The organism is Corynebacterium sp. LK33 (genome assembly GCF_014334955.1).
Lineage (GTDB): Bacteria > Actinomycetota > Actinomycetes > Mycobacteriales > Mycobacteriaceae > Corynebacterium > Corynebacterium jeikeium_D.
Genome location: NZ_PDGU01000018.1, coordinates 177,099 through 198,283 on the forward strand (window position 1 = coordinate 177,099; position 21,185 = coordinate 198,283).

Consider the following 21,185-nt stretch of genomic DNA (forward strand, 5'->3'; position numbering starts at 1 on the left):
AGATTCCATGACCGATCAGTTTGGCTCGGACGAGACCGGAAAGGAACCTGGAAATGCTCCAGGTTACGAGCCCGGCATCGATCCGGAAACCGAAACCGGCGCACTCGGCCACGTTGATCCGTTTGGCCAGGATGAAGACCAGGCCGACAGCCAAGTCGAAGACCTGCAGGACGTGCCTTGGTGGAAGCAGCCAAGGGTGTATATCGCCGCTATCGCATTAATCGGCGTTATCGCTCTGCTGGTGATTGCCCAACTGCACCGCAATGATTCGGCGCTCGAAGGTGCGCAAGAGAATCTGCCCACTCCAGCACAGGGTTCTCGGGGAGCTGTGCACGAGATGGAGATGCTCATTGACGGTAAGTCGGCTCCGATTGATTTCGTTCAGCTGACTGATCAGGGATCTCTGATTCCTCCGACCGACGTTTCGCGCCTGGGCTGGTATTCCGCCTCCGCGATTCCCGGTGAGAAAGGTGCTGCTGGATCGTCCGTCATTACCGGCCACGTCAATGAGGTGGACCAGGGCGATGGTTACGCTGCACGTTTCGCTGACCTGAAGGCTGGTGACACTGTCACGGTGAAGGTAGATGGCGAAAGCCGAGACTTCACCGTCAGCAAGGATCCAATCCAGGTGGTCAAGGGCGCCCAGATGCCCGAGGCTGTCAACGACGCAGTTGGTGAGAACCGCTTGGTCCTCATCACCTGCGGAGGCGAGTTCGTCGGCGGCACCTTGGGTTACGCCGACAACATCATCGTCGAGGCCACTCCAGTGCGCTAATCCAGTGCGCTAGATCAGAGCACTAGGGCGCTGGGGCTCAGCCTCAACTAGTTGACCAATTTCATTGGCTGTGGCTGTTGAACGCCGTCGAACAACGGCGGCGCCGGCAGTCGCAGAAAAACACAGAACAAATCTGCAGAAACCCTGCAGAAACACAGAAGATAAGGAAGTACCTATGAGCATGTTGAAGAAAATCGGTGTCTGGGGTGTGGGCGCACTCGTGCTTGCCGCTCCGGTTGCCACTGCCGCACAGGCAGTAGCTGCACCTGCAAACTCTGCTGACACTGCAGTTGTCGCTCCGGGCAAGGGTGGGTTCCTCCACTCGGGCAAGCTAGCCGTCAACCGCTACGTCTTCGAGCTTGAGCACCGCGATGGCAAGGACTACGTCAACATCACCTTCACCGGCGATCACAGCGCTGACGTGCAGATCATGCCGGATGGCATGACCCCTGAGGGCAAGAAGAAGGTCGATCAGATTGGTGACGTTCTCAAGCTCAACGGCTACAACGATGTTCACTACTGGGCGGTTCTCTAAACGCCTCTTGTGACGCCACAGCGCGCCCCGTGTCGCTTACTGCCTCTGTGCTTTACAGGTCCTAGCACAGGGTGGTGCACCGCGGGGCGTTTTGCTTCAAACGGTTTTTGCTTTCGCTTACCGACGATGCTGTGACAGCAAACACAAGAAGGTTGATAAGTCCTCATTTTCCCGGCGTGCTCTGCGGCGGTAATGGTTAGACATAGGAGCCATCGCTATAGGGCAATTGCCTACCCCCATTTTTGGGTGGGTTTGATTGTGTGGGGAATTGAGAGGGGTTTGGCTGCGATTGGAAAAAACCGCTGTGACCTCGATAAAAAGATATTAATCTCTTGCAATTCTTATGTTTGTGTAGGTTTCTTGGATGCTTGGTTTGGCGGTGTGTAACCGTCGGGTATCGATTGGAAGTGAAACGAGTTAAGTTATTTATAAGCGGTTCACTGAGCGCTATTAACTGAGCGAGCAATGGGCTTGAACTGCAATGTTTCAGCCAGTAAACGTTAAAGTTCATAACGCTTAGGCTTAAAAGGTTAGACAGACTGGTCTTTCCCTTAAGGAAAATCTCAGTTTTGGCAAGTCGGGGAACGTTGGTGTCGCCGTCTGGAGTGAATCGCGAGACGTATTGAAGCGTGTCGCTTCATTTTGGACTTCTGTAAAGGACCTGTTTTCGTGAATAAGTTCTCTCGTACCGCCCGCTCGGTAACCTTCGCTGCCATCGTCGGTCTGTCGATGGGCGTCTCCGCCCCGGCTGCAATCGCTCAGGACACTGCCGTCAACCAGGCTGCCGGCAACTCCCCTCTGGTAAATAAGGACGCCAAGGGCTCGCTCACCATTCATAAGTTCGGTAACCCGACCAGCGAAGGTCAGCCGTCTGGTACCGAAGCTGACGTCCAGGACGTTATTGCCAATGGTGGCGAGAAGCTCGCAGGTGTCGGCTTCACCGTTTACAAGATCAACAAGACTGCAGATGGCGCTACCCCCATCGATGTCACCACCAACGAGGGTCTGCTGGCTGCTTCGAAGCTGAAGGCTGGCGAGTTCGCTACTGGTACCCAGGCGACTCAGGCTCTGATTGACAACGGTACCCTGACGCAGGTCGCAACCGGCACGACCGACCAGGACGGCAAGTGGAACGTTGGCCAGGATCTGGCTCTTGGCGCTTACCTGGTTGTTGAGACCGGTCCGAAGGAAGGCTATGACCCGGCTGTTCCGTTCATCGCTTTCGTTCCGATGACCAGCAATGGCAAGGTAGGCGACGAGACTCAGGGCACCACCTGGAACTACGACGTTCACGCATTCCCGAAGAACTACAAGGATGAAGAGCCGACCAAGACCGTTAAGGACAAGGACCAGAACGCCGGCGACAAAGCGCTGGTCTACACCGTCACGGGTACCGCTCGCCAGCTGAAGCCGAACACGGAGCGTACCCAGTTCCAGATCACTGACCAGATTGACCCGAAGCTGGAAGTCACCAAGGTTGATGTCAAGGTTGTCAAGGCAGATGGTACGGAGCGGGCTCTGTCCGAAACCGACGACCGCGACGGTAAGTTCTTCGAGGGCAACAATGTCGATGTCAACCTGAAGCCAGACGTTGCAAAGACTCTTGGTACTGGTGACAAGGTCGTCGTTACCATCACCACCACGCTGAAGCCGCAGTTCAAGGAAGCTACCGACATCGCGCCGAACACCGGTTTGGTCTTCCAGAACAACCCGGACGGTTCCGAGAACAGCACTCCGAAGGAGACTCCGAAGGTCAAGACCTACTGGGGTGGCGTGCAGTTCAAGAAGGTTGATGGCGACCGCAACGCTCTGGAAGGTGCCGAGTTCCAGATTGTCCGCCAGGCTGCTGGCCAGAAGTGCTCCGACATTGACACCACCAAGAAGGACTCCTGGACTCCGGTTAACGGCCAGCAGGGTGACGAGGTGAAGACCACCTTCGTCTCTGGCCAGGACGGTATCGTCAAGATTACCGGTCTTCACGTCAACGACTTCGAAGACAACGCTGAGGTTGTCGAAGGCGAACAGTCCCACTACTGCCTGATTGAGACCAAGGCTCCGAAGGGTAAGGAGCTGCTGCCGGAGGCACTCGAGTTCAAGCTGGTTGCTAAGCAGACTGCCCCGGAGCGTGTTTACGAGCTGGCATCCGTCCAGGTCGGCGCTAACCCGGGTGAGGTTGTTAACTCCGACGACACCACCCCGAACCTGCCGATGACCGGTGGTGCCGGTGTTGGCATCCTGGCTGCTATCGGTGCAGCTATCGTCGCAGCTGGTGCATGGTTCGCCCGCCGCGGTTCCAAGAACTAAATCCGAGTAAAGGCTCGGCCACTGGAGCGCTTTAGCTCCAGTGTTGAGGGAATAGCGTGCGTTCAACAGCGCACGCCATTCCTGTAGTTTGCGCATCACTGAAATTACTGTTGCGGCCTTTCGATGTGCTCTTTTTCAACAGCAGGCATCTCTACGCCGGTGAGAAAGAGAAAGGCCACATCCCTTTTTGATTGACTTCTTGGGAGTTCCTCCGTGGGTAAACACTCTGCGTCTACTCTGACGCGGGACGCATCAGCTGAGCGGCCTGAACAGCCTGAGCAGGCGAAAAAGAACAGCATGGTTCTCCCCGCAATTTTGGTGATTGTGGGCTTGCTTGTGATGCTGTACCCGGTTGTCTCCACGGCATTGAACAACTACGGCACCTCTAAGGCGGCCAAAGAGTTTGCCAAGCTGGAAAAGTCCGTACCCCAAGAAGTTAAAGATGAACAGTGGGAACGCGCTCACGCTTACAACGAGCGCCAAACCACCGGCCCGATTCTGGACCCGTGGCTTAACGAAGTTAATGACCACAACCCCGAGTACGCCGCTTATCTCGATCAGCTAAACGCTACCGACGTGATGGCGCGTCTGATTTTCCCAGAGATTCAGGCCGACCTGCCGATTTACCACGGCACCAGTGATGAGGTGCTCGCCAAGGGGCTCGGACACCTATACGGATCCGATCTTCCAGTCGGCGGTGTTGGAACCCACTCCATCATTACCGGTCACACCGGACTTACTAACGTAACGCTCTTCGATAACCTGCGGAAAGCAAAAGAGGGAGACGCCTTCTATATCCAGGTCGCAGGTCACAAGCTGAAGTACGAAATTGATCAAATCAAGGTTGTACTTCCGCATGAGACCGATGATCTTCGTCCCGTTGACGGCCAGGACTACATCACCCTCATCACTTGCACCCCTTACGGAATCAACACGCATCGTCTGCTAGTGCGTGGGCACCAAGTGCCGATGGATCCGTCGGAAAGCAATGTCTTCGACCAAACGCACGGAGCTGGATGGCAGTGGTGGATGTACGCCCTGCTCGTAGCGGTGTTTGTGCTTGGCACAGGCTTTGCGTGGTGGCTCTGGCGCCAACGCCTCGACGCCGACGAAGAGCTTGACGACGACGCCGAGAACGCGGACGTCGAGACTGCTGATGGCGACGCAGACAGCGATGAACTCGCTGACGGCAGCGAATCAGCGTCCGAGGATAATAACAACACTTCGTGGTGGGAAAACGACAATGAATAAATATTTGACATCCACCTGGAACCGGATAGCTGCGTTCTTAGCTGCCTGCGCTCTGGTTGCAGTGATGGGTGCAATCGGCGCGAATGACGCCAACGCGGCCAGGATTGTTGGACGCGTGGACGCTCCGGGCGTTTCAGCAACGAGCGGCACTGACATTGTGCGAATTACCTTGAGCCCAGGAAACCCGGACGATGATAATTCGTCGGCATCGGGCTCTATTTCTGGCGTGACCATTCATCTGGAACGTCTCAAGGGAATCTCGCCGGCGAGCCAGCAGGACCGCGAGAAGGTGGAAAACGCCACCGCAGCTGAGCTTGCCGAGTGGCCGAAAGACCTCCACTTCAGCCAGGTCACTGACGAAAACGGCTCTGTTAAATTCAGTGATTTGCCGGAGGGCATCTATCTTGTGACCTCGACGGCTCCGAATGACAGTTACCGGGAGATCAACTCCTTCTTGGTATCGGTGCCGTTCTACGGTGCGGGCTATGACTCCACGCCGGTAGAGGGCGTCATTGTGGCGAAGTCGCATAAGCCGGGGGAGACGCCACCACCGTCGACACCTCCAACGACTCCGCCGAAGACCCCTCCGACAACGCCACCGGGAACACCGCCGACTACGCCGGGAACATCGACCCCGCCGAAGACGCCTCCGACGACGCCGACAACTCCGACAACTCCGGGTGAACCGGGAACCTCGACGACAACGTCGACTACTTCCATGCCACCTGGTGAGCCTGGTACCTCGACGCCTTCGGGCTCGTCGGGTTCATCCTCAAGCTCGGGAAGTAGCGGAGGATCTGGCTCCTTGGCACTCACCGGTGTGCAGGTAGCAGGGTTGGTAGCCGTCGCTGCTGCACTAATCGGCGGAGGATTCGTCGTTATCGCTGCTAGCAAGAAGAACTCAGAAAGTGGGAAGAACTAATGTTTTCGACAACATTCCGCTTGCCGGATTCAATGCGAACTACGCTTCGCATGTTCTTGGCTGCTTTGCTAGCGGTAGCTCTCGTTGTCAGCGGTCAGGCTTTTGCTCCCACCGTGCCGCAGGCACAGGCGCAGACGGAGGTCATTCCGACGTCTCCGCCGAAGTATGAGTTTAAGAACGTTAATAGTCGCCCCACTCCTGATTACGAGTTCACAATCGACAGCGATGCGACTATTGACAGCCTGCAATTCAATGTTGGGGGCTCAGGGTATCTTCAGGAATATACACTCAAGATTAATGGGAAGAAGATTGCTCCGCAGATTACCCCGAGTGGCAATCCCCGACAGGCGCCGCTTGAAGTTGTGCACAAGGGTTTGAACGAAGCAGTAAAGGCGGGCGACAAAGTCACGCTGAGCCTTCGCTATACTACCCAGAAAGCAACTGGCGACGTGGCCATAACCCTCCGCGGTACTCCCGACGGCTCTACTGAGCCAGGCGACCCAAGTGAGCCGACAGATCCGTCAACTGACCCGACGGAACCTACCGATCCTACTGACCCAACGGAGCCGACTGACCCCACTGAACCCACCGAGCCGGAGGATCCGGAGCCAGAACCCGGAACCGTAACTCCCGCGGACCCAACGCTTGTCGATCCCGCGACTGCACCGGAGTGCGTGGAGAAGGCTTACATCAATATCCCGGACACTAAGGGTGTTGATTACTACCTCAACGCAGAGAAGAAGCCGGCTGGCCCCCACGTCTACGAGCAGAACAAGCCGGGTACAGTCAAGGTCACTGCGGTGGCACAGCCAGGGTTTAAGCTCGCTCCGAACGCACGCACTGAGTGGACTTTCAACCTGAGCGGTGAGGTAAAAGACTGCTCAGATTCTCCCGAAGACCCCAAACCACCGGCTGTCGAAGGGCGTCACTTTGATGCCATCGGTCACGAGTTTGCAGTCAAAGCTGACCCAGTAGATCCGAAGAAGCCCAATGCCTTTACGGCTAAGGTGACTGAGGAATCTCACATGAAGTACGCAACCGTGCGTATCGAGACTGACGCGACCTTCTTGGACCCGCAGAAGTACAATCTCACCCTGGATCAGATTGAGCCTGGTGTGACCTTGCAGAAGCGCAACGTCAATATTGGCAATGGCTTCATCACTATGGAGGTCGTGCCGGTAAAGGATGGTAAGCCGGTTGGCTCTGCCGTTGTGCCGAAGGATGCGGTTTTCACCTTCACTAATAATCTTTCGCAGAACAAGAATTTGAAGGTCACCCTCGATGTGTATGGAGAGAAAAAGGACGAGCCAAAACCACCGGAGATTATCTCGCCACCAGATGGAGCCAAATGGGTGCATGGGCGAGTCCCTAACCCGCCGATGCCACAGCGTTGTGGTCTGCGTATTGCTGTAGTAGCAGACCTTTCGACATCGCTCCGTTACGCAGATACTGATGGTTTCGAAGCATCTAAAAAGGCCGCGAATGCATTTATCGATTCCCTGCAGGGCACTCCAGCCGAGCTCGGCATCTATAACTTCGCAAGTGACGGTCCGGCTAATCAGGCTGGAACGACACACGGTCAGAACCCACCATATATTTCAATGCTGTCGGAGCAGGGCGTCCAGCGAGCAAAGGACGTAGTTAAGAACTGGAGCTATAACGCAAATAACAGTGCTACGAACTGGGAAGCGGGCCTGAAGCAGGTCAAGGATAACGACTACGACGTGGTGTACTTCATCACTGATGGTATGCCCACGACCTCCTCGACAATCAAGAGCAAGGGCATCGGTGGTGAATTCGTTCAGGCTAGTGCTCTCAACGACGCAATCAAAGCATCCAACGAACTCAAAGCTGCCGGTACCCGTGTTGTGCCGCTCATGGTCGACCTGACTCTTGGCGGGCGAAGCAGCCAACGCCCCGTTGTAACGAATGATCTGGTGCTCAAAGACGCCAAGCGCATTGGCTGGCAAGCAGATCCGGGACAAGCCCCAGGCCTCTACTACAAAATTCGAAGTGATCACCCGAAGGCTTCGCACGCCAATTACATCAACACCGACACCATGGCGAATCTGAAAATGGCGTACGACGCGGCAGGCAACCAGGCCCTGCAGGTGTTTGAACGGATGCCTAATGGGAGGTTAAACACAGTTACTTCGGACATGTCTAGGTGGACCTACGGTGCACGTGGTGTCAAGACCATGGGCGAGGATATCTCGGGCACTGGTGACACGGTGAGGGTGTCTAACTACAGCAATCTTGCGGAACAGATGAAAACAATCGCCCAAGACGTAACCACACGATGCAACGGTGTAGTGAAGGTCAAGAAGAGGATTGTCGATGAAAACGGCAAGGTTCTCGAAGACGGTGCCCCTGGTTGGGAGTTCACCCTGTCCGCAAATAACAATGTCATCGGTTCTGGTAATGGCCCGTTGGTTCACCAGTCGATGAAGGTGACCTCCGGTTCTGAATCCGATAAGGGTACTGCATCGTGGAACATCGAAAGCGAGAGGGAACAGTCGCTGGTTCTGACTGAAACGCAGAAGCAGGGCTACACCTTGTTCCGTCGCGGTGACACCTTGGATTCCACCGGTGACTACAACGCCGTATGTACTCAAACCCGCGACGGGAAAACCTCACCTCTCAAGGTGGAAAATGTGGGCGAGTTTGGTTTCCGTGTAAAGATGTCGGAATCCAATAAGGTCCTGTCTTCCATTTCCTGTGTTGTCGATAACTACGAAGCGCCGGACACCAAGCCAGGCAAGCTGACCTTGGAAAAGGCGGAGTACGTCGATGGTGAGGGAGTCAAGATTCTACCGGGACTTGGTGGTGCAACCTTCGATATCTACCCCTCGGCTGGTGGGCAGCCGGATTACAGTGGAGGACCGGTCTACACCATCACGCCTGATCAGAAGTCAATTGAAATCACTGAGACTGGCACTTTCTACCTTGTAGAAACGAAGGCGCCGGCAGGACTTAGCCTGCTGCCAGAGCCAGTAGCTTTTGAAATCTCAATTGACCAAGAGACTAAGGAGTACACCATCTCGGTGGTAGGCGGCAGTAGCCCGCTTATCAAGGCCGAAGGCTCCGGCGAACTCATGATCATGCAGGTGACCGACACCAAGACCGGCAAGCTGCCAAAGACCGGTGGAAACGGCGTCCTTCTCTGGACACTGTTTGGTGCGGTAATCGCAAGCTGCGGTTGGTTCTGGACTCGCCGCCAGCAGTCCTAATAACAAGAATGGGTTCTGTGCAGTCGCCTGCACAGAACCCATTGGGCAGCACAAAGAACAAGACTCGCGTCCCACCCATCAGTAAGCCCTACGCAAACAAAGCCCTCTTACCAGGGTGAGTTAGCGGTGATATAGGAACCAAGCTGCTGCCCGTTCCCATCGATGATGTTCCAGGTAGTCGATACAACGCCGACAGCGCCTGTTTCCGGAACCCATACAGGGCCACCGGAATCGCCTCGTTGAGCGTGTACGTTCTGAACCTGTAGAGCGTTGTCCTCGATTTGGTATGCCTCGCGATCAGCGGCTAAACCGCAGGAAACTCTCCCCGTAGTGTTTCCGTATATGCAGACTGTCTCGCCAGTTTGAACATCTGTGGGGGATAGCATTGAGTCGCCCGAATACGAATTCTCACCGGCAGTAGCGGGGTCGTCAAGCGAGACAACTCCAATATCGTTCCCCGTATCTAGTGAATGGTCATATGTGGGAGACGGTTGGAAGACACCAATTTTCTGAAATGTCCCATCCGTCACTGTGTCTCCCTCTTGTCCACAATGACCTGCTGTGTAGATTTGCGAATTGGTCTTGTCGACATAGCCAGCTGTACAGACACTAGCTTGTGGTCCATTAGCGTGAATGATGACTACTGGATCACCTTGGTTAATGGTGGCGGCGTAGGCGGGTAGTCCGGTTGTAGCGGTGATAACGGCAGTGACAGTGAAAATCCATGAAGGTCTATTCATGGGGAAATCTGCTCCTCAGTGAGTTGGTCGGAGGCGGCCCAAAAACTGGTTGTGGCGTTTTCAGGCCGCGCATTGAAAAGCATCTCCTCAGGCTGCGGTTCCTAGAGGGCGAATACGAACGCGCAAAGTAAGCGTCCAATCATCCTAAAGATGCGTAAAAACAAAGCTAATCTCGTCGAGAAAGATGGAACGTATGCGTGTCGGGCAGTTCATATACCCGTTTCGTATCGCGAATATAAGGAAATATATAAACCTATCAGTTAAGACAGAACCTACGCTCAAGTGGTTAATCATGCGCGATAGCGTTCTAAAAATGGGGTAGAAGAAAGGCCAACGCCCATTGGGGAGCGGGGCTAAACAGCAGCTGAGTCGCCGCTGGCGCTGTCGCCGTCGTCAAGCGCGGCAACCAAATCGCGGTGCGCACGAGTTCCGATCGTGGTCGGCATTAACACACCGCTGAAACGTGGAATCGCGCTGCGAGTTGCCACTCGTTATACAAAGTTGTCGAATTTGTTAGCAAACGGCTGGCACGTGGGGTTCGTTCGTGATGCCAGAACGGGAAATGAGAGGTCATATCCTGCCGTCAAGCAGGGATAATCTAGAAATTACAGAGCTCTCCGTGATGCCGGGGAAGAAGGGTACATCAAGTCTGTAATCCAGTTTTCTAAGAGCCTTTCATAACGAAATCCCTGCTGGAGGGGCTCTCTCGCAGTCATGTACTCCTAGTCGCACTGCAGGTTTCCTGTGGCGGCTATAGCATCGGCATTGTCCAGACATTTCGTCTACAACACTGAGAACAGGAACGGCACATCATGGCTGACAACGCAAAGAACACTGCTAAGAACACCCCGGCAACTCAGGCTGGCTCGGACTCCGCGAATAAGGGAACCGGCCACGGCCACACTTCTATCGACGACAGCGTCGTCTCCAAGATTGCCGGTATCGCTACCCGCGAGGTCTCCGGTGTCTATGACCTTGGCGGCGGCATGGATCGCTTCGCTGGCTCCGTCCGTGAGTTTGTTTCCGGCGGCAGCGCCAACGTATCCCAGGGAATTGCTGTTGAGGTCGGCGAGCGTCAGGCTGCAGTCGACGTCACCATCATTGCCGAGTACGGCGTTGCCATCCACGAGCTGGCTGAGGCTATCCGTCAGAACGTCATTAGCTCCGTTGAGCGTATGACCGGCCTCGAGGTCACTGAAGTCAATGTCGATGTTTCCGATGTCCACACCGACTACCAGACCCCGCAGGAGCGCGAAGAAGAGGCCGCTAAGCAGCGCGAAGAGCAGCGCAAGGCCATCGCGGCTGCTAACGAGCCCAAGGAACAGCCACGCGTCCAGTAGTTGACAACTATTGCGCGTCGGAGCAGGGCAAGATGGGTAGTTAGGCCCGTATAAAGGGGAATTTCATGTTCGATAATTACACAAAGACCTTCGCGACGATTGCCGTTGTCCTGTGCTTCGCCGCAATGATTGGTGGTTTCACGGGTTTTCTTGCGGTTATTGCCTTCGGAGGTCTGGCCGGTGCAGCCGGTGCGGTACTCGATGGCAAAATCGATGCGCCCGAACTCAACCGTAAGTTCAACCGAGGAGGCCGCCGACGGTGACTATCCACGTTCCAGCAACGCGTGGCACCACCGTCGTAAGCGAAAAGGCAATCCGCCGCATCGTAGAGATGGCCGTGCGCGCGGTTCCCGGCACCCTCGACCAATCCCGTGTGCTCGGGCGCGACTATCCAATTGTCTCTATCGATAGTGAGATTGCCCCTAGTTCTGCCACGACCAATGCCGTTAGTGCAGTTCGAGTCGCAGTTCGCGCCGTTGCATCATGGCCGGCGCCGACAGCGGAAATTGCGGTGCGCATTCGGTCCAGCGTTGCCGCCTGGCTCGCTGATATGGCCGGTCTTGAAAATGTCACCGTCGATGTTGACATCGACAGCGTCGAACCCGGGCACGTGCGTGTCACCAGAGAGGACTTGGCGCACTTTTCGGATCACCCCCAGCTGACACCTGTCCGGGTGAATCAGCAGGTAGTAGCCGCCCCGCAGGTGCGGTGGGTCCCAGAAGTGCAGTCCATCGCTGTACCGACACCGCAGCCAGTGCGCAGTATTTCAGTACCGCAGCCACAGTCAGTGCGCAGCATTACTCCAGTGGCACCGCAGCCGGTACGCAGCATTACTCCGCCGCGTCCAGAACGAGTACGCAGTGTCCCAGCGCCTGCTCCACAACCGGTGCGCTTCATCACGCCGCCGAAGCCGCAACCAGCCCGACGCATTGTTGCACCACCGCCGCTGCCAGTGACTCGCACCTCGGCACCGAAGCCGGTACCGGTGCGTCGCACACCAACTCCACGGCCAATACAACTGCGAAAAGTCGCAGCACCAAAGCAGACGTCCTTGGTACAGGTGAGTGTCCCCCGGCAACCAAAGCTGCGTCCGGTACGAGTGCCGTCGCCACGCACAATTAGCGTTAAGACGCCACGACCAGCGCTACTGCGGCCGGTTAAAGCGCCGCGTCCAACCCGGTTGAAACAAGTTCGCGCACCGCGACAGGAGCAGCTGCGCCCGGTATCCGTGCCACAACCACGTACCGTGGTGGTAAGCACGCCAGAGCCGCGCCCACTGAAAAAGATTGAGGTGACACCCTATGACGCCGACTGAGAGGTCATCGGCCGCGGTGGTCTCGGACGAGTCAGTCGAAACTCGCCAGGGACGTGACCCGCGTCAATCACCAAAGGTCCGCGGGCTGGGAGTTTTCGCCGGTCTGTTGATGATTGCAGCGGCCATAGTCGCAGGTAGAGAAGCAATCATTAGCGCCAATAGCTCAGGTGACACCTCATGGTTACAACCGGTATTCGACTGGTTCAGCAACCCACAGGGCTCAGCCGCGTCATGGGTGTTGCTCCTCGTCGGAATCCTCGCTGCAATCTATGGGCTGGGACAGCTCATCGCGGTGTTTCTTCCCGCCCCGCGCCGGTATGTACGCGTCGATGACGATGGCAACCTGCCAGTGTGGATGCATAAGTCTGACTACCAAGAAATCCAGAATGGCACGGCACTTGCTTCCGGAACTCACGGCGGATACGAAGGTGATGACAAGTGAAAACATCAGTAAGCGTATTCGACCGAATTGTGTTGTTCCTCTTCTCAGCGCTGTTACTACTGGTAGCAACATGGGCGATTGCTAGCTACCTCGATGTCGCTCCTGCACAGTGGCTTCATGACACCGGGCGGATGGAATCCTGGGGAAAACTACCTGAGCAAAGCTGGTATGTTCCCGTCCTCGGTGTAATCACAGCGATTCTAGCGGTGGTCGGCTGCAGCCTGGTGGTCGCTAATCTGCGATCGCACCGGTTCAGCACGGTCGCCGCATCGGAATCACAGGAAAAGTTAGGAGAGATTTCGCTGCCGGTCGCCGATGTTGCCGATGCGGTGTGCACCGATCTAGAGCGCAACGCCCACATCAACCAGGCGGATTCACGGGTCTACCGGGATAATGGAATACCCACCTTGGAAGTGACTGTGGCAATGCCACCGCAGGCGAGCCTCCCCGCCGTTGTAGCTGCCCTGAAAAACGCGGAGCGTGAAATGCGTGATGCCCTCGGCCATGCGGATATCGCCTCGACCTACAAAATCGAACTGGACCGTTAGTTAGCCTCGCGGGAGAGACAACCTACAACGGCTAGCTACGTCCCCTGGACGGAGCGGGTCTAAACAGCTGCAGAGTCGCCGTTGACACTGTCGCCGTCGTCAAGCGCGGCAACCAGATCGCGGCGTGCACGGGCGACACGGGAGCGAATAGTGCCCACGCGACAACCTGCGATTTCTGCGGCTTCCGCGTAGGAGTAACCCAGCACCTGCGTCAGAATGAGTGCCTCGCGGCGTTCTTCCGGCAGCTGCTCCAGCAGCACGCGGGCGTCGGCGAGCTCTGACCACGACTCGCCAGTCGTAAACTGCTCGGCAGCGTTTTCTACTTCCACCGCAGACTTCTTCGGGCGCGCCGAATCATGGCGGACCGAATCCACCCACACGCGCCGGGCCAGCGACAACAGCCAGGTGCGGGCAGAAGAACGCGCCGCAAAACGGGGAAGTGCCCCCATGACACGCAGATACGTCTCCTGCGTTAAATCATCCGCAGCATCAACGCCGCCGAGATGTGCGACCAGACGCCACACGTCCTTCTGCGTCAGCCGCACGAACTCCGTCAGCGCAGCCTGATCACCGCGACCGGCTTTCAGCGCCAGCTGCGTGATGTATTCGTCATTAGAGACGAGGCGTGCGGGAGTCATGGCAATAGCTTAGCAACTTAAAACCTAAAGATAATTCGCCTGGCTGCACGTGGCCTCACCTGCAAAAAGCAGGCGGCAACGCAGCCAGGCGAACTACGGGGCTGAAGTGTTAGAAGCGGATGGCGTCGATGGGCTTGACGCGGACTGCGATGGTGGCCGGGATAATACCCGCCAGCGCGCCCACGAATGTCGCGACCAACACGCCGATTACAGCGGCCGTGACGGGGTAGGCCACGGCACCGGTCTCCAGAGGCAACGCCAGCATCTTATCCAGCGGCAGCTGCTTGACCGTGATGATCGAGGCAATCACGCCAACCACGCCCGCCACCGTCGTGGCGACAATCGACTCCAGGAACACAGAGATAAAAATCCGGCCTGCCGACGCGCCCATTGCGCGACGAATACCAATCTCACGGACGCGGTGGCCAATGGTGACAATCGAGACCGTGAGCAGCCCCAATGCGCCAAGCGCAATCACAATGCCACCGATAATGCCCAGCGCAGTGGTGATGGTGTTATTCATCTCCTGGGAAATCTGCGTGTCCTTCTCCGACAGGGAGGTATTCACCTTCCAGCTGGGGCCGAGCTCCGCCTGGAAAATGTTGTGCAGCGCCTTCTGGTTCTCCTTCGCGGACTCTTCAGGCGTTGCGACGAGAAGTTGCGGCTCACCCACCTGTCCCTCGTAGCCGGCGTTGAGGAAGGAGTCATAGTGCGTGACAATGCTCGGGGCGTCCCACGAACCCAGGGACTTATACACTCCCACCACGGTGAAGGTGGTGTTACCCGTTTCCTTCAACCTGAAGGTTGGATGGTCGGCTAGTGCTGGGTTGCCGAGACTTTCGTAGAACTGGTCGTTGACCACGACGGGGTTCATCAAGCGCTGCCCATCGGCATCTTCCAAACGGCGTCCCTGCACGATGGTGCGGGCGTAGATATCGAACCAGCCCGGGTCAGCGGCAATCAGCTCGGGAGTACCTGGCGAAAAACACTCGTAATCATCCGGAGCGCAGTCATCCATATTGTGCTCAGGTGTCGCTGGCTGCATGCGAACTCGCGACCACAAGTTGGCATGGGTGGTCTCTACCAGGCGGTGAGCAGCAGTGGAAAAGGCGTCATTGATAGACCCGTCCGGGTTGATGACGCTCAAATCGTCCGGCCCGTTTCCACCGGTGCCCTCGCCGCCGAAGCTTCCAAAGCTATCGGCCATCGTGCCATCGCTGAAATCGCCGCCGAAGCCGCCATCGCCGAAGTCACCGCCATCCTCAGAACCGGAACTACCCGCTCCGGCAGTCAACGTGACCGTGCCGGCGATACCCGTGCTCTGTGCGGTGACCGCATCCTGAGAGCTGGTGAGAATATTGCCGAGTGCAATGACTGTGGTCATCGCCCACACTGCAGCAGCCACACTGACCAGCGACAGCATGATGCGGCCACGGTTAATGCGCAGCTCATGCCAGGCTTCCAGCAGAGCGCCGAGATAAGGCGTTGCTGCATAGAGGAAGGAAGGCCGTGACTTCGATTCGGTTTCTTTATTCGTCGTCATCAGCAACCTCCTCCAATTCGTGCACGGCGTTGGCAGCAGATAGTAGGACGGAGTCGGCGTGCAACTGACCGTCGCGAAGCTCAAGCACCCGATCGCCGCGCTCGGCGACCTCAAAATCGTGCGTAATCAGAATCAACGCAGCGTTGTTTTCCGCCGCGACTTCTTCGAGCAGATCCATAACAATCTTGCCGGTGTCGACATCGAGCGCACCGGTCGGCTCATCGGCAAGAATGAGCTGCGGTTGGCGCACGAGCGCGCGGGCAATAGCCACACGCTGCTGTTCACCGCCGGAAAGCTGCGAAGGCGTGGCCTCTAGACGATCTCCGAGGCCGACGCGCTCCAGCATCGCGGCAGCAAGCTCGGTGCGGTTCCAGAACTTCTCGCCCCGGTCGTACATCAGCGGAACCTCAACGTTTTCCAGTGTGGTGCGGGAGGGGAAGAGGTTGAACTGCTGGAAGACAAATCCCAAATTATCGCCACGAAGTGCGGCGCGTTTCCTGTCCGACAAGGTGGAAATATCAGTGCCGTCGAACGTGTACGTGCCAGAATCCGGCAAATCGAGCATGCCAATGATGTTCAGCAGCGTTGACTTACCCGAACCGGACTGGCCGACAATGCTGAGGTGCTCACCGCGCGGCACTTCAAGGTCGATGCCTTTCAAAATAGGCAACTCCTCGCCGTTGGGGAGCGTCACTGTACGAGTGACTTCGGTCAAACTAAGCATGGAGCGGGCCTACTTTTCAGCGCCAGCGTCATCGCCGGACTCATCGAAGCCAGTGTCACTGCCGTCGCCGGCGGACTCGTCCTTGTAGGAAGGCACGTACTCCAAAACCTGCTGGCCTTCCTTCAGGCCGCCCTTGATCTCAATGAAAGTGCCATCGTTGGCGCCCAGCTCAACCTTGATCTTGGTGGGCTTTCCGCCATCCTTAGCCGGGGCGTAGACAACACCTTCGCGGAAGCGTCCCTCTACAGCGGTAACTGGCAGCGCTGGGACCTCCGAGGTGGTGCCGCTGCCAAGAATCAGCGTTGCGGGAACACCTTCGTAGACAGTCTGATCTGCGGGAATATCGCAGCGCAGCTGTGGGCCGCCCGAGGAATTTCCAGCAGCGGCGGCACCCATGCCAGCGCCGTCCGCGGCGCCAGTGCTCTGCGAGCCCGTGCCACCTGCCGCGACAGTCTTGACCGAATCACACAAAAACGGTGCCGGGCCATCGGTGATGGCGAGGCGGCCGTTGTTAATCGAGTCGCCCAGTGTGTACAGCTGGCTCGGCTTAATAGGTGCGACGGCGTGGAAGGTATTCGGTGAAATCGTGCCAATCTCCTGCCCAATCTCAACCGTCTGGCCGATGACGATATCCCACTGCACAGTGCCGGAAGCCTTAGCGGTGATGTTGCCCCAGGTCACGGTAGTTTCGGGTGCGGCAGCTGCGGCATTTTCATCATCGGAATCCGCGCTGCCGGAGGTGCTGGCAGCCTCAGAAACCGAGGTCTTCTTCACCTGGAGCAGGTTTTGTCCTGCTACCGCGTTGCCGCCGCTGTTGACGTAGGCGTCGGTGATTTCACCAGAAGCGTTGGCGCGGATCACGGTGGGCTCGTCCGGGACGATGGTGGCAGACAGCTTCTGCGTGTTATTGATCCGCTGAGGGGATAGCTCCGTGGTGGGTTGGGAGAAATCACCGGTTGCTTGCGCAAAGTCCTCGTCGTTAGCGGGGAAGAATGCGATCTTGAGAAGTGCAACGGTTGCCAGCAATGCCAGCGTGTACTTGAAGATTGTGAGCGCTTTGGCGCCTCTCCCTTGTTTTTTCATGTCTGCAGAAGTATCCGATCAGAATCCAAATTGACAGCGTGGTACGCGACAAATCCTACCCGTAACCCGCGCGGGCGGCGGTAGTGCTGGCTATACCTTTTATTCAGTGCTGATAGGTATTGCATGAAAGCGCAGTAAGTGCTTTTCGACGGTGATTGTGTGCGGGTTTGGTCGAGAAAAATCTGTCTTTTTTGGGTCGAGTGTTCGTCGCCGCGATAGCGAACCTAATCGGACTAATAATTAAGTCCACATATCAATCGCGGGGGACTGATAGGAAAAATATGAAACTTCGTGTAGGGTGGAAAACATCAGGGCATGTTGTGACTGTCATCTAGCCCTTGTCTTTAGGAGGAAACGCCCCATGTCCAATCTCTATGAAGGCTCCAATGGTCCGACCACTCGTCTCAACGGCGCGCCGGTTCCTACAGAGCAGCACTCGCTAACCAACGGTCCACAGGGAGGTATTAACCTCCACGACGTCCACCTGCTGGAAAAGCTGGCGCACTTCAACCGTGAGCGCATCCCGGAGCGCGTCGTTCACGCTAAGGGCGCAGGTGCTTTCGGTGAGCTGACCATCACCGAGGATGTCTCCAAGTACACCAAGGCTGCTGTCTTCCAGCCGAACACGGTCACGCCGATGCTGGCACGATTCTCCACTGTCGCTGGTGAGCAGGGCTCCCCGGATGGCTGGCGTGACGTGCGCGGATTTTCGCTGAAGTTCTACACCGAAGAGGGCAACCTCGACATCGTGGGCAACAACACGCCGGTGTTCTTCATCCGCGATGGCATTAAGTTCCCGGACTTCATCCACTCTCAGAAGCGTCTGCCGGACACGGGCCTGCGCGATGCCAATATGCAGTGGGATTTCTGGACTGCTTCTCCGGAGTCCGCTCACCAGGTCACTTACTTGATGGGTGACCGTGGTATTCCGAAGGACTTCCGCCATATGGACGGTTTCGGTTCCCACACCTATCAGTGGATTAACGCTGAAGGGGAGCGCTTCTGGGTTAAGTACCACTTTAAGACTCGCCAGGGCTGGGACTTCCTGACGGATGATGAGGCCGCCGAGCTGGTTGGCGAAAACACCGACCACGCTCGCCAGGATCTTTTCGAGGCAATTGAGCGCGGCGACTACCCAACCTGGGACGTCAAGGTGCAGATCATGCCTTACGACGAGGCCGCCAGCTACAAGGTGAACCCGTTCGACCTGACCAAGACCTGGTCCCAGAAGGACTACCCGCTGATCCCGGTCGGCCACTTCACCCTGAACCGCAATCCGGGCAACTTCTTTGCCGAGATTGAGCAGGCCGCTTTCGCACCGTCGAATACGGTCCCGGGTGTCGGCTTCTCCCCGGATAAGATGCTGCTGGCTCGTGTGTTCTCCTACGCTGATGCGCACCGCTACCGTCTTGGTGTCAACCATGACCAGCTGCCGGTGAACCAGCCGCGCTGCCCAGTGAATTCCTTCTCGCAGGATGGCTACGGCACCTACCACTACGCTGACCCGAACCTGCCGGTTCATGGCTCCAACGCCGCCGGACGCGGCCCAGAGGCCGATACCGCGGCTGCCGCTAAGGCTGCTGGCTGCCCAGTGCGCTCCGGTCACGCAGGGCAGGTTGACGCTGGCACCTTTGGCCAGTGGGAGAGCGTGGGCGAAGAGTTCTACGCGGGCGCCTACGTGCAGCACCCTGAGGATGATGACTTCTCGCAGCCAGGCGACCTTGTTCGTAACGTGATGGACGATGCCGAGCGTGATCGTTTGGCAAACAACATCGTCGGTGCGATGCAGGGTGTTTCCCCAGAGGTGGAGCAGCGTGTCTACCAGTACTGGACCAACGTTGATTCCTGGCTCGGTGCCGAGGTGGAAAAGCGCTTCAAGGCAACGAAGTAAGTACGAAAAGCGTTAGCCCTGCAGATGGTCAAACCAGCTGCAGGGCTAACGCTTTATTTAAAACTTCTGTCTGTGCATGACAGCCACGGCTTTGTGGTTGCCTGCACGCCGACCCGTTTGGGGCGGCTAAGGAACAACCCTAAGTGTGAGCTGTTTTAGGCACCGATGCCCGGCATGCTCGGGGAGCCGTTGAAAATCGACTTCGGAGCAGCTGCGGCCTCGTCAGCCTCGTCAGCCTCTTCGGCGGACTCGGACACCTCTCGGCCCTGTTCGGCAGCGTCGGAGACACTATCAGCCTCAACACCACTGACGTGGGTGGAGTTGTCATTGTGTGTGGACTGATCGTTCGTGATGTTGATGTCCATGAAGTCGCGGCCGAACGGAGCGTTCCAGTCGCCGGTTTCCAGGAGGGTCAGATCACCATCGATGGTCGGGTTAATCTCGAAGGTGACGTTGACGGTCGGGCCGGAAGGCATTGCTTCCAGAACCTCAACGATAGGAGTGACGTCCATTTTTGGTGTTCCTTTAGACAGTAACGAAATGAAAAATATCGGTTTTAACTGAACAATAAACCGCAGTCTTTTTTAGAGACTCGCGGTTTATTGTGTCAAGGATTGGCAGAGTTATTGTCCTGCCATGAAGCCCGGGAGCTTACTTGCCGATGCCAGAAATGGTCGGGTTCAGGAAGTCGAAGTCCTTGGACTGGTCGACGTGGGTCTCCGGGTTCAGGAAGTCGGAAACCTCGACATCGTGGGAGTCGTGGGTGGAGTGGTCGTCGGTGACGGAGATGTCCAGGAAGTCGTTACCGAACGGCAGGTTCAGGTCGCCACCAACGTTGGCGAAGTTGACGTCGTTGCCAGCGATCTGCTCGAAAGCCGGCAGCGGGCTCTCGACGGTAACTGCCGGAAGAGCTTCGAGGATGGTTGCAATATCTTCTGCGGAGCAGGACATGAGAAAATCCTTAGGTTCTCGGGGGTAAAGATTTTGAGTCGCTCTTGGCGATCTCACAGAAATTAAGTTAACCGATGGGGCAAGGGGCTGCAATGAAAAAATAAGTGCCTCGGTCAGTTGTCGGTCGGTTGCGTCCCCTGAAGCTCTCTCACATTCATTCAAAAAGATTGGCAAGAGGGCGGTTTTGTGACGGTCGGGACGGCCCCGGGATGCGCCGCAATGTTTGATGACAATGGTGTTGTTTTCTTAAAATTTACCAAGATTGCATTGATTGTTTTGTTCTTGGTGTCGCAAAGGTGCAGGCAAACGAAGAATTTATGAAAAACGCTAACTAAAGCAAACCTAAGTAAGGGAAACCAAAGTTTAGTTAACGGCAAAAACTGCCACTCAATTTAGGGGCACAAAATGGGCTAGGTAGCCGTCCATAATCCATGAGAGCTAAGTCACATTGTGGGTATCCAAAAGTGGGAGAGATATACCCCCTTTTGGGTAGGGCGGATAGCTGAATGGGGGGTGCTGGGGCGTGCTGAGAGGCCGCTCTGAAACCGACCGGCAACGGCCCGGTAACGCCGTATTCAGGACGTTTCCCGCGCCGCTCGTTACCGCTCCGGCGCGTAGTCCTCAGCGGAGCCGTCACGGGCACCCAGCACTGCGCGTCCAAGTACCTCGGAGGCGACGGTAGCGACGACCAGGACAGCAATAATGGCCAGAACGGCGGTGAGGGTTTTGCCCCAAGTCAGATCGCCCTGGTCGGCCTCTAAGACCAAGTTGGCAATCACCAGCGCGGGGATGCCCACCATGATTCCAGCGGAAAGCTGATTCAGCCGGCTCAAGGCATCTTTAGAGCGCCACATGGCCACGCCCGCCAGGAGCAGGTACAAAGATCCGCCGATGACCAGCACGGCAAACAATATAGTTACAAGAATTGAAGCGATACTCATATTGCGATTCGT

At 56.7% G+C, this 21,185-nt stretch carries 21 protein-coding genes; 12 read left to right on the top strand and 9 right to left on the bottom strand.

The window, feature by feature from the left end; all coding sequences use genetic code 11:
- Nucleotides 1-7 precede the first annotated feature (7 nt).
- The 6 genes from CRD20_RS06040 to CRD20_RS06065 all read left to right on the top strand — a co-directional run bounded on the left by CRD20_RS06040 (nt 8) and on the right by CRD20_RS06065 (nt 9,017).
- Nucleotides 8-775, top strand: coding sequence for a class F sortase (locus CRD20_RS06040; protein WP_187405063.1), 768 nt, complete (start codon nt 8-10; stop codon nt 773-775).
- Between the two features lie 175 nt (nt 776-950).
- The gene (locus CRD20_RS06045) at nt 951-1,310 is read left to right on the top strand and encodes a hypothetical protein (RefSeq protein WP_005511660.1); all 360 of its coding nucleotides are present in this window, start codon (nt 951-953) and stop codon (nt 1,308-1,310) included.
- Nucleotides 1,311-1,979: 669 nt separating this feature from the next.
- Entirely contained in the window at nt 1,980-3,614 is a 1,635-nt protein-coding gene (locus CRD20_RS06050; protein ID WP_049190894.1) for a SpaH/EbpB family LPXTG-anchored major pilin, read from the top strand.
- A gap of 237 nt (nt 3,615-3,851) precedes the next feature.
- Complete coding sequence (locus CRD20_RS06055; RefSeq protein WP_222866229.1) at nt 3,852-4,865, top strand: class C sortase; 1,014 nt, start codon at nt 3,852-3,854, stop codon at nt 4,863-4,865.
- On the top strand, nt 4,858-5,787 hold the full coding sequence (locus CRD20_RS06060) for a prealbumin-like fold domain-containing protein (RefSeq protein WP_187405064.1): 930 nt from the start codon (nt 4,858-4,860) through the stop codon (nt 5,785-5,787). The genes CRD20_RS06055 and CRD20_RS06060 overlap by 8 nt, the downstream gene beginning before the upstream one ends.
- On the top strand, nt 5,787-9,017 hold the full coding sequence (locus tag CRD20_RS06065; RefSeq protein WP_187405065.1) for a SpaA isopeptide-forming pilin-related protein: 3,231 nt from the start codon (nt 5,787-5,789) through the stop codon (nt 9,015-9,017). The genes CRD20_RS06060 and CRD20_RS06065 overlap by 1 nt, the downstream gene beginning before the upstream one ends.
- A 107-nt stretch (nt 9,018-9,124) precedes the next feature.
- On the opposite strand, the gene CRD20_RS06070 is transcribed toward CRD20_RS06065, so the two are convergent.
- Entirely contained in the window at nt 9,125-9,757 is a 633-nt protein-coding gene (locus CRD20_RS06070; protein WP_187405066.1) for a trypsin-like serine protease, read from the bottom strand.
- A gap of 353 nt (nt 9,758-10,110) precedes the next feature.
- On the bottom strand, nt 10,111-10,245 hold the full coding sequence (locus CRD20_RS11190; RefSeq protein WP_255468742.1) for a hypothetical protein: 135 nt from the start codon (nt 10,243-10,245) through the stop codon (nt 10,111-10,113).
- Nucleotides 10,246-10,569: 324 nt separating this feature from the next.
- On the opposite strand from CRD20_RS11190, the gene CRD20_RS06080 reads away from it, so the two are divergent.
- From CRD20_RS06080 to CRD20_RS06100, 5 genes are all read left to right on the top strand, one after another.
- The gene (locus tag CRD20_RS06080) at nt 10,570-11,097 is read left to right on the top strand and encodes an Asp23/Gls24 family envelope stress response protein (RefSeq protein ID WP_016421902.1); all 528 of its coding nucleotides are present in this window, start codon (nt 10,570-10,572) and stop codon (nt 11,095-11,097) included.
- A gap of 65 nt (nt 11,098-11,162) precedes the next feature.
- Entirely contained in the window at nt 11,163-11,360 is a 198-nt protein-coding gene (locus CRD20_RS06085) for a hypothetical protein (protein WP_005511694.1), read from the top strand.
- Nucleotides 11,357-12,412, top strand: a complete 1,056-nt coding sequence (locus tag CRD20_RS06090) for a hypothetical protein (protein ID WP_187405067.1) — start codon at nt 11,357-11,359, stop codon at nt 12,410-12,412. Before CRD20_RS06085 ends, CRD20_RS06090 begins: the two co-directional genes overlap by 4 nt.
- Nucleotides 12,399-12,854 carry a hypothetical protein gene (locus CRD20_RS06095; protein WP_049192916.1) on the top strand — a complete coding sequence of 152 codons (456 nt, stop codon included), beginning with the start codon at nt 12,399-12,401 and terminating at the stop codon, nt 12,852-12,854. The genes CRD20_RS06090 and CRD20_RS06095 overlap by 14 nt, the downstream gene beginning before the upstream one ends.
- Nucleotides 12,851-13,402: a hypothetical protein gene (locus CRD20_RS06100; protein WP_049192917.1), complete on the top strand. Its 552-nt coding sequence runs from the start codon at nt 12,851-12,853 to the stop codon at nt 13,400-13,402. The genes CRD20_RS06095 and CRD20_RS06100 overlap by 4 nt, the downstream gene beginning before the upstream one ends.
- A 59-nt stretch (nt 13,403-13,461) precedes the next feature.
- Here CRD20_RS06100 and CRD20_RS06105 read toward each other — a convergent pair whose 3' ends face one another.
- The 4 genes from CRD20_RS06105 to CRD20_RS06120 form a co-directional block, all read right to left on the bottom strand.
- Nucleotides 13,462-14,040, bottom strand: coding sequence for an RNA polymerase sigma factor (locus CRD20_RS06105; protein WP_070606938.1), 579 nt, complete (start codon nt 14,038-14,040; stop codon nt 13,462-13,464).
- Between the two features lie 109 nt (nt 14,041-14,149).
- On the bottom strand, nt 14,150-15,583 hold the full coding sequence (locus CRD20_RS06110) for an ABC transporter permease (RefSeq protein ID WP_187405068.1): 1,434 nt from the start codon (nt 15,581-15,583) through the stop codon (nt 14,150-14,152).
- Entirely contained in the window at nt 15,570-16,307 is a 738-nt protein-coding gene (locus CRD20_RS06115; RefSeq protein WP_187405069.1) for an ABC transporter ATP-binding protein, read from the bottom strand. Before CRD20_RS06115 ends, CRD20_RS06110 begins: the two co-directional genes overlap by 14 nt.
- A 9-nt stretch (nt 16,308-16,316) precedes the next feature.
- Nucleotides 16,317-17,390, bottom strand: coding sequence for a hypothetical protein (locus CRD20_RS06120; protein WP_187405070.1), 1,074 nt, complete (start codon nt 17,388-17,390; stop codon nt 16,317-16,319).
- A 361-nt stretch (nt 17,391-17,751) separates the two neighbouring features.
- On the opposite strand from CRD20_RS06120, the gene CRD20_RS06125 reads away from it, so the two are divergent.
- Complete coding sequence (locus tag CRD20_RS06125; RefSeq protein ID WP_187405071.1) at nt 17,752-19,281, top strand: catalase; 1,530 nt, start codon at nt 17,752-17,754, stop codon at nt 19,279-19,281.
- A gap of 155 nt (nt 19,282-19,436) precedes the next feature.
- Here CRD20_RS06125 and CRD20_RS06130 read toward each other — a convergent pair whose 3' ends face one another.
- The 3 genes from CRD20_RS06130 to CRD20_RS06140 all read right to left on the bottom strand — a co-directional run bounded on the left by CRD20_RS06130 (nt 19,437) and on the right by CRD20_RS06140 (nt 21,173).
- The gene (locus tag CRD20_RS06130; protein ID WP_038627405.1) at nt 19,437-19,793 is read right to left on the bottom strand and encodes a hypothetical protein; all 357 of its coding nucleotides are present in this window, start codon (nt 19,791-19,793) and stop codon (nt 19,437-19,439) included.
- A gap of 139 nt (nt 19,794-19,932) precedes the next feature.
- Nucleotides 19,933-20,232, bottom strand: a complete 300-nt coding sequence (locus CRD20_RS06135) for a hypothetical protein (RefSeq protein WP_187405072.1) — start codon at nt 20,230-20,232, stop codon at nt 19,933-19,935.
- Nucleotides 20,233-20,831: 599 nt separating this feature from the next.
- Nucleotides 20,832-21,173, bottom strand: coding sequence for a monovalent cation/H(+) antiporter subunit G (locus CRD20_RS06140; RefSeq protein WP_187405073.1), 342 nt, complete (start codon nt 21,171-21,173; stop codon nt 20,832-20,834).
- Nucleotides 21,174-21,185: the final 12 nt, after the last annotated feature.

Coding starts and splice junctions, on each gene's coding strand:
- CRD20_RS06110 (WP_187405068.1), bottom strand. CDS start 15,583: ATGACGACGAATAAAGAAACCGAATCGAAGTCACGGCCTTCCTTCCTC.
- CRD20_RS06125 (WP_187405071.1), top strand. CDS start 17,752: ATGTCCAATCTCTATGAAGGCTCCAATGGTCCGACCACTCGTCTCAAC.
- CRD20_RS06040 (WP_187405063.1), top strand. CDS start 8: ATGACCGATCAGTTTGGCTCGGACGAGACCGGAAAGGAACCTGGAAAT.
- CRD20_RS06065 (WP_187405065.1), top strand. CDS start 5,787: ATGTTTTCGACAACATTCCGCTTGCCGGATTCAATGCGAACTACGCTT.
- CRD20_RS06105 (WP_070606938.1), bottom strand. CDS start 14,040: ATGACTCCCGCACGCCTCGTCTCTAATGACGAATACATCACGCAGCTG.
- CRD20_RS06070 (WP_187405066.1), bottom strand. CDS start 9,757: ATGAATAGACCTTCATGGATTTTCACTGTCACTGCCGTTATCACCGCT.
- CRD20_RS06085 (WP_005511694.1), top strand. CDS start 11,163: ATGTTCGATAATTACACAAAGACCTTCGCGACGATTGCCGTTGTCCTG.
- CRD20_RS06095 (WP_049192916.1), top strand. CDS start 12,399: ATGACGCCGACTGAGAGGTCATCGGCCGCGGTGGTCTCGGACGAGTCA.
- CRD20_RS06080 (WP_016421902.1), top strand. CDS start 10,570: ATGGCTGACAACGCAAAGAACACTGCTAAGAACACCCCGGCAACTCAG.
- CRD20_RS06115 (WP_187405069.1), bottom strand. CDS start 16,307: ATGCTTAGTTTGACCGAAGTCACTCGTACAGTGACGCTCCCCAACGGC.
- CRD20_RS06135 (WP_187405072.1), bottom strand. CDS start 20,232: ATGTCCTGCTCCGCAGAAGATATTGCAACCATCCTCGAAGCTCTTCCG.
- CRD20_RS06130 (WP_038627405.1), bottom strand. CDS start 19,793: ATGGACGTCACTCCTATCGTTGAGGTTCTGGAAGCAATGCCTTCCGGC.
- CRD20_RS06140 (WP_187405073.1), bottom strand. CDS start 21,173: ATGAGTATCGCTTCAATTCTTGTAACTATATTGTTTGCCGTGCTGGTC.
- CRD20_RS06120 (WP_187405070.1), bottom strand. CDS start 17,390: ATGAAAAAACAAGGGAGAGGCGCCAAAGCGCTCACAATCTTCAAGTAC.
- CRD20_RS06060 (WP_187405064.1), top strand. CDS start 4,858: ATGAATAAATATTTGACATCCACCTGGAACCGGATAGCTGCGTTCTTA.
- CRD20_RS06045 (WP_005511660.1), top strand. CDS start 951: ATGAGCATGTTGAAGAAAATCGGTGTCTGGGGTGTGGGCGCACTCGTG.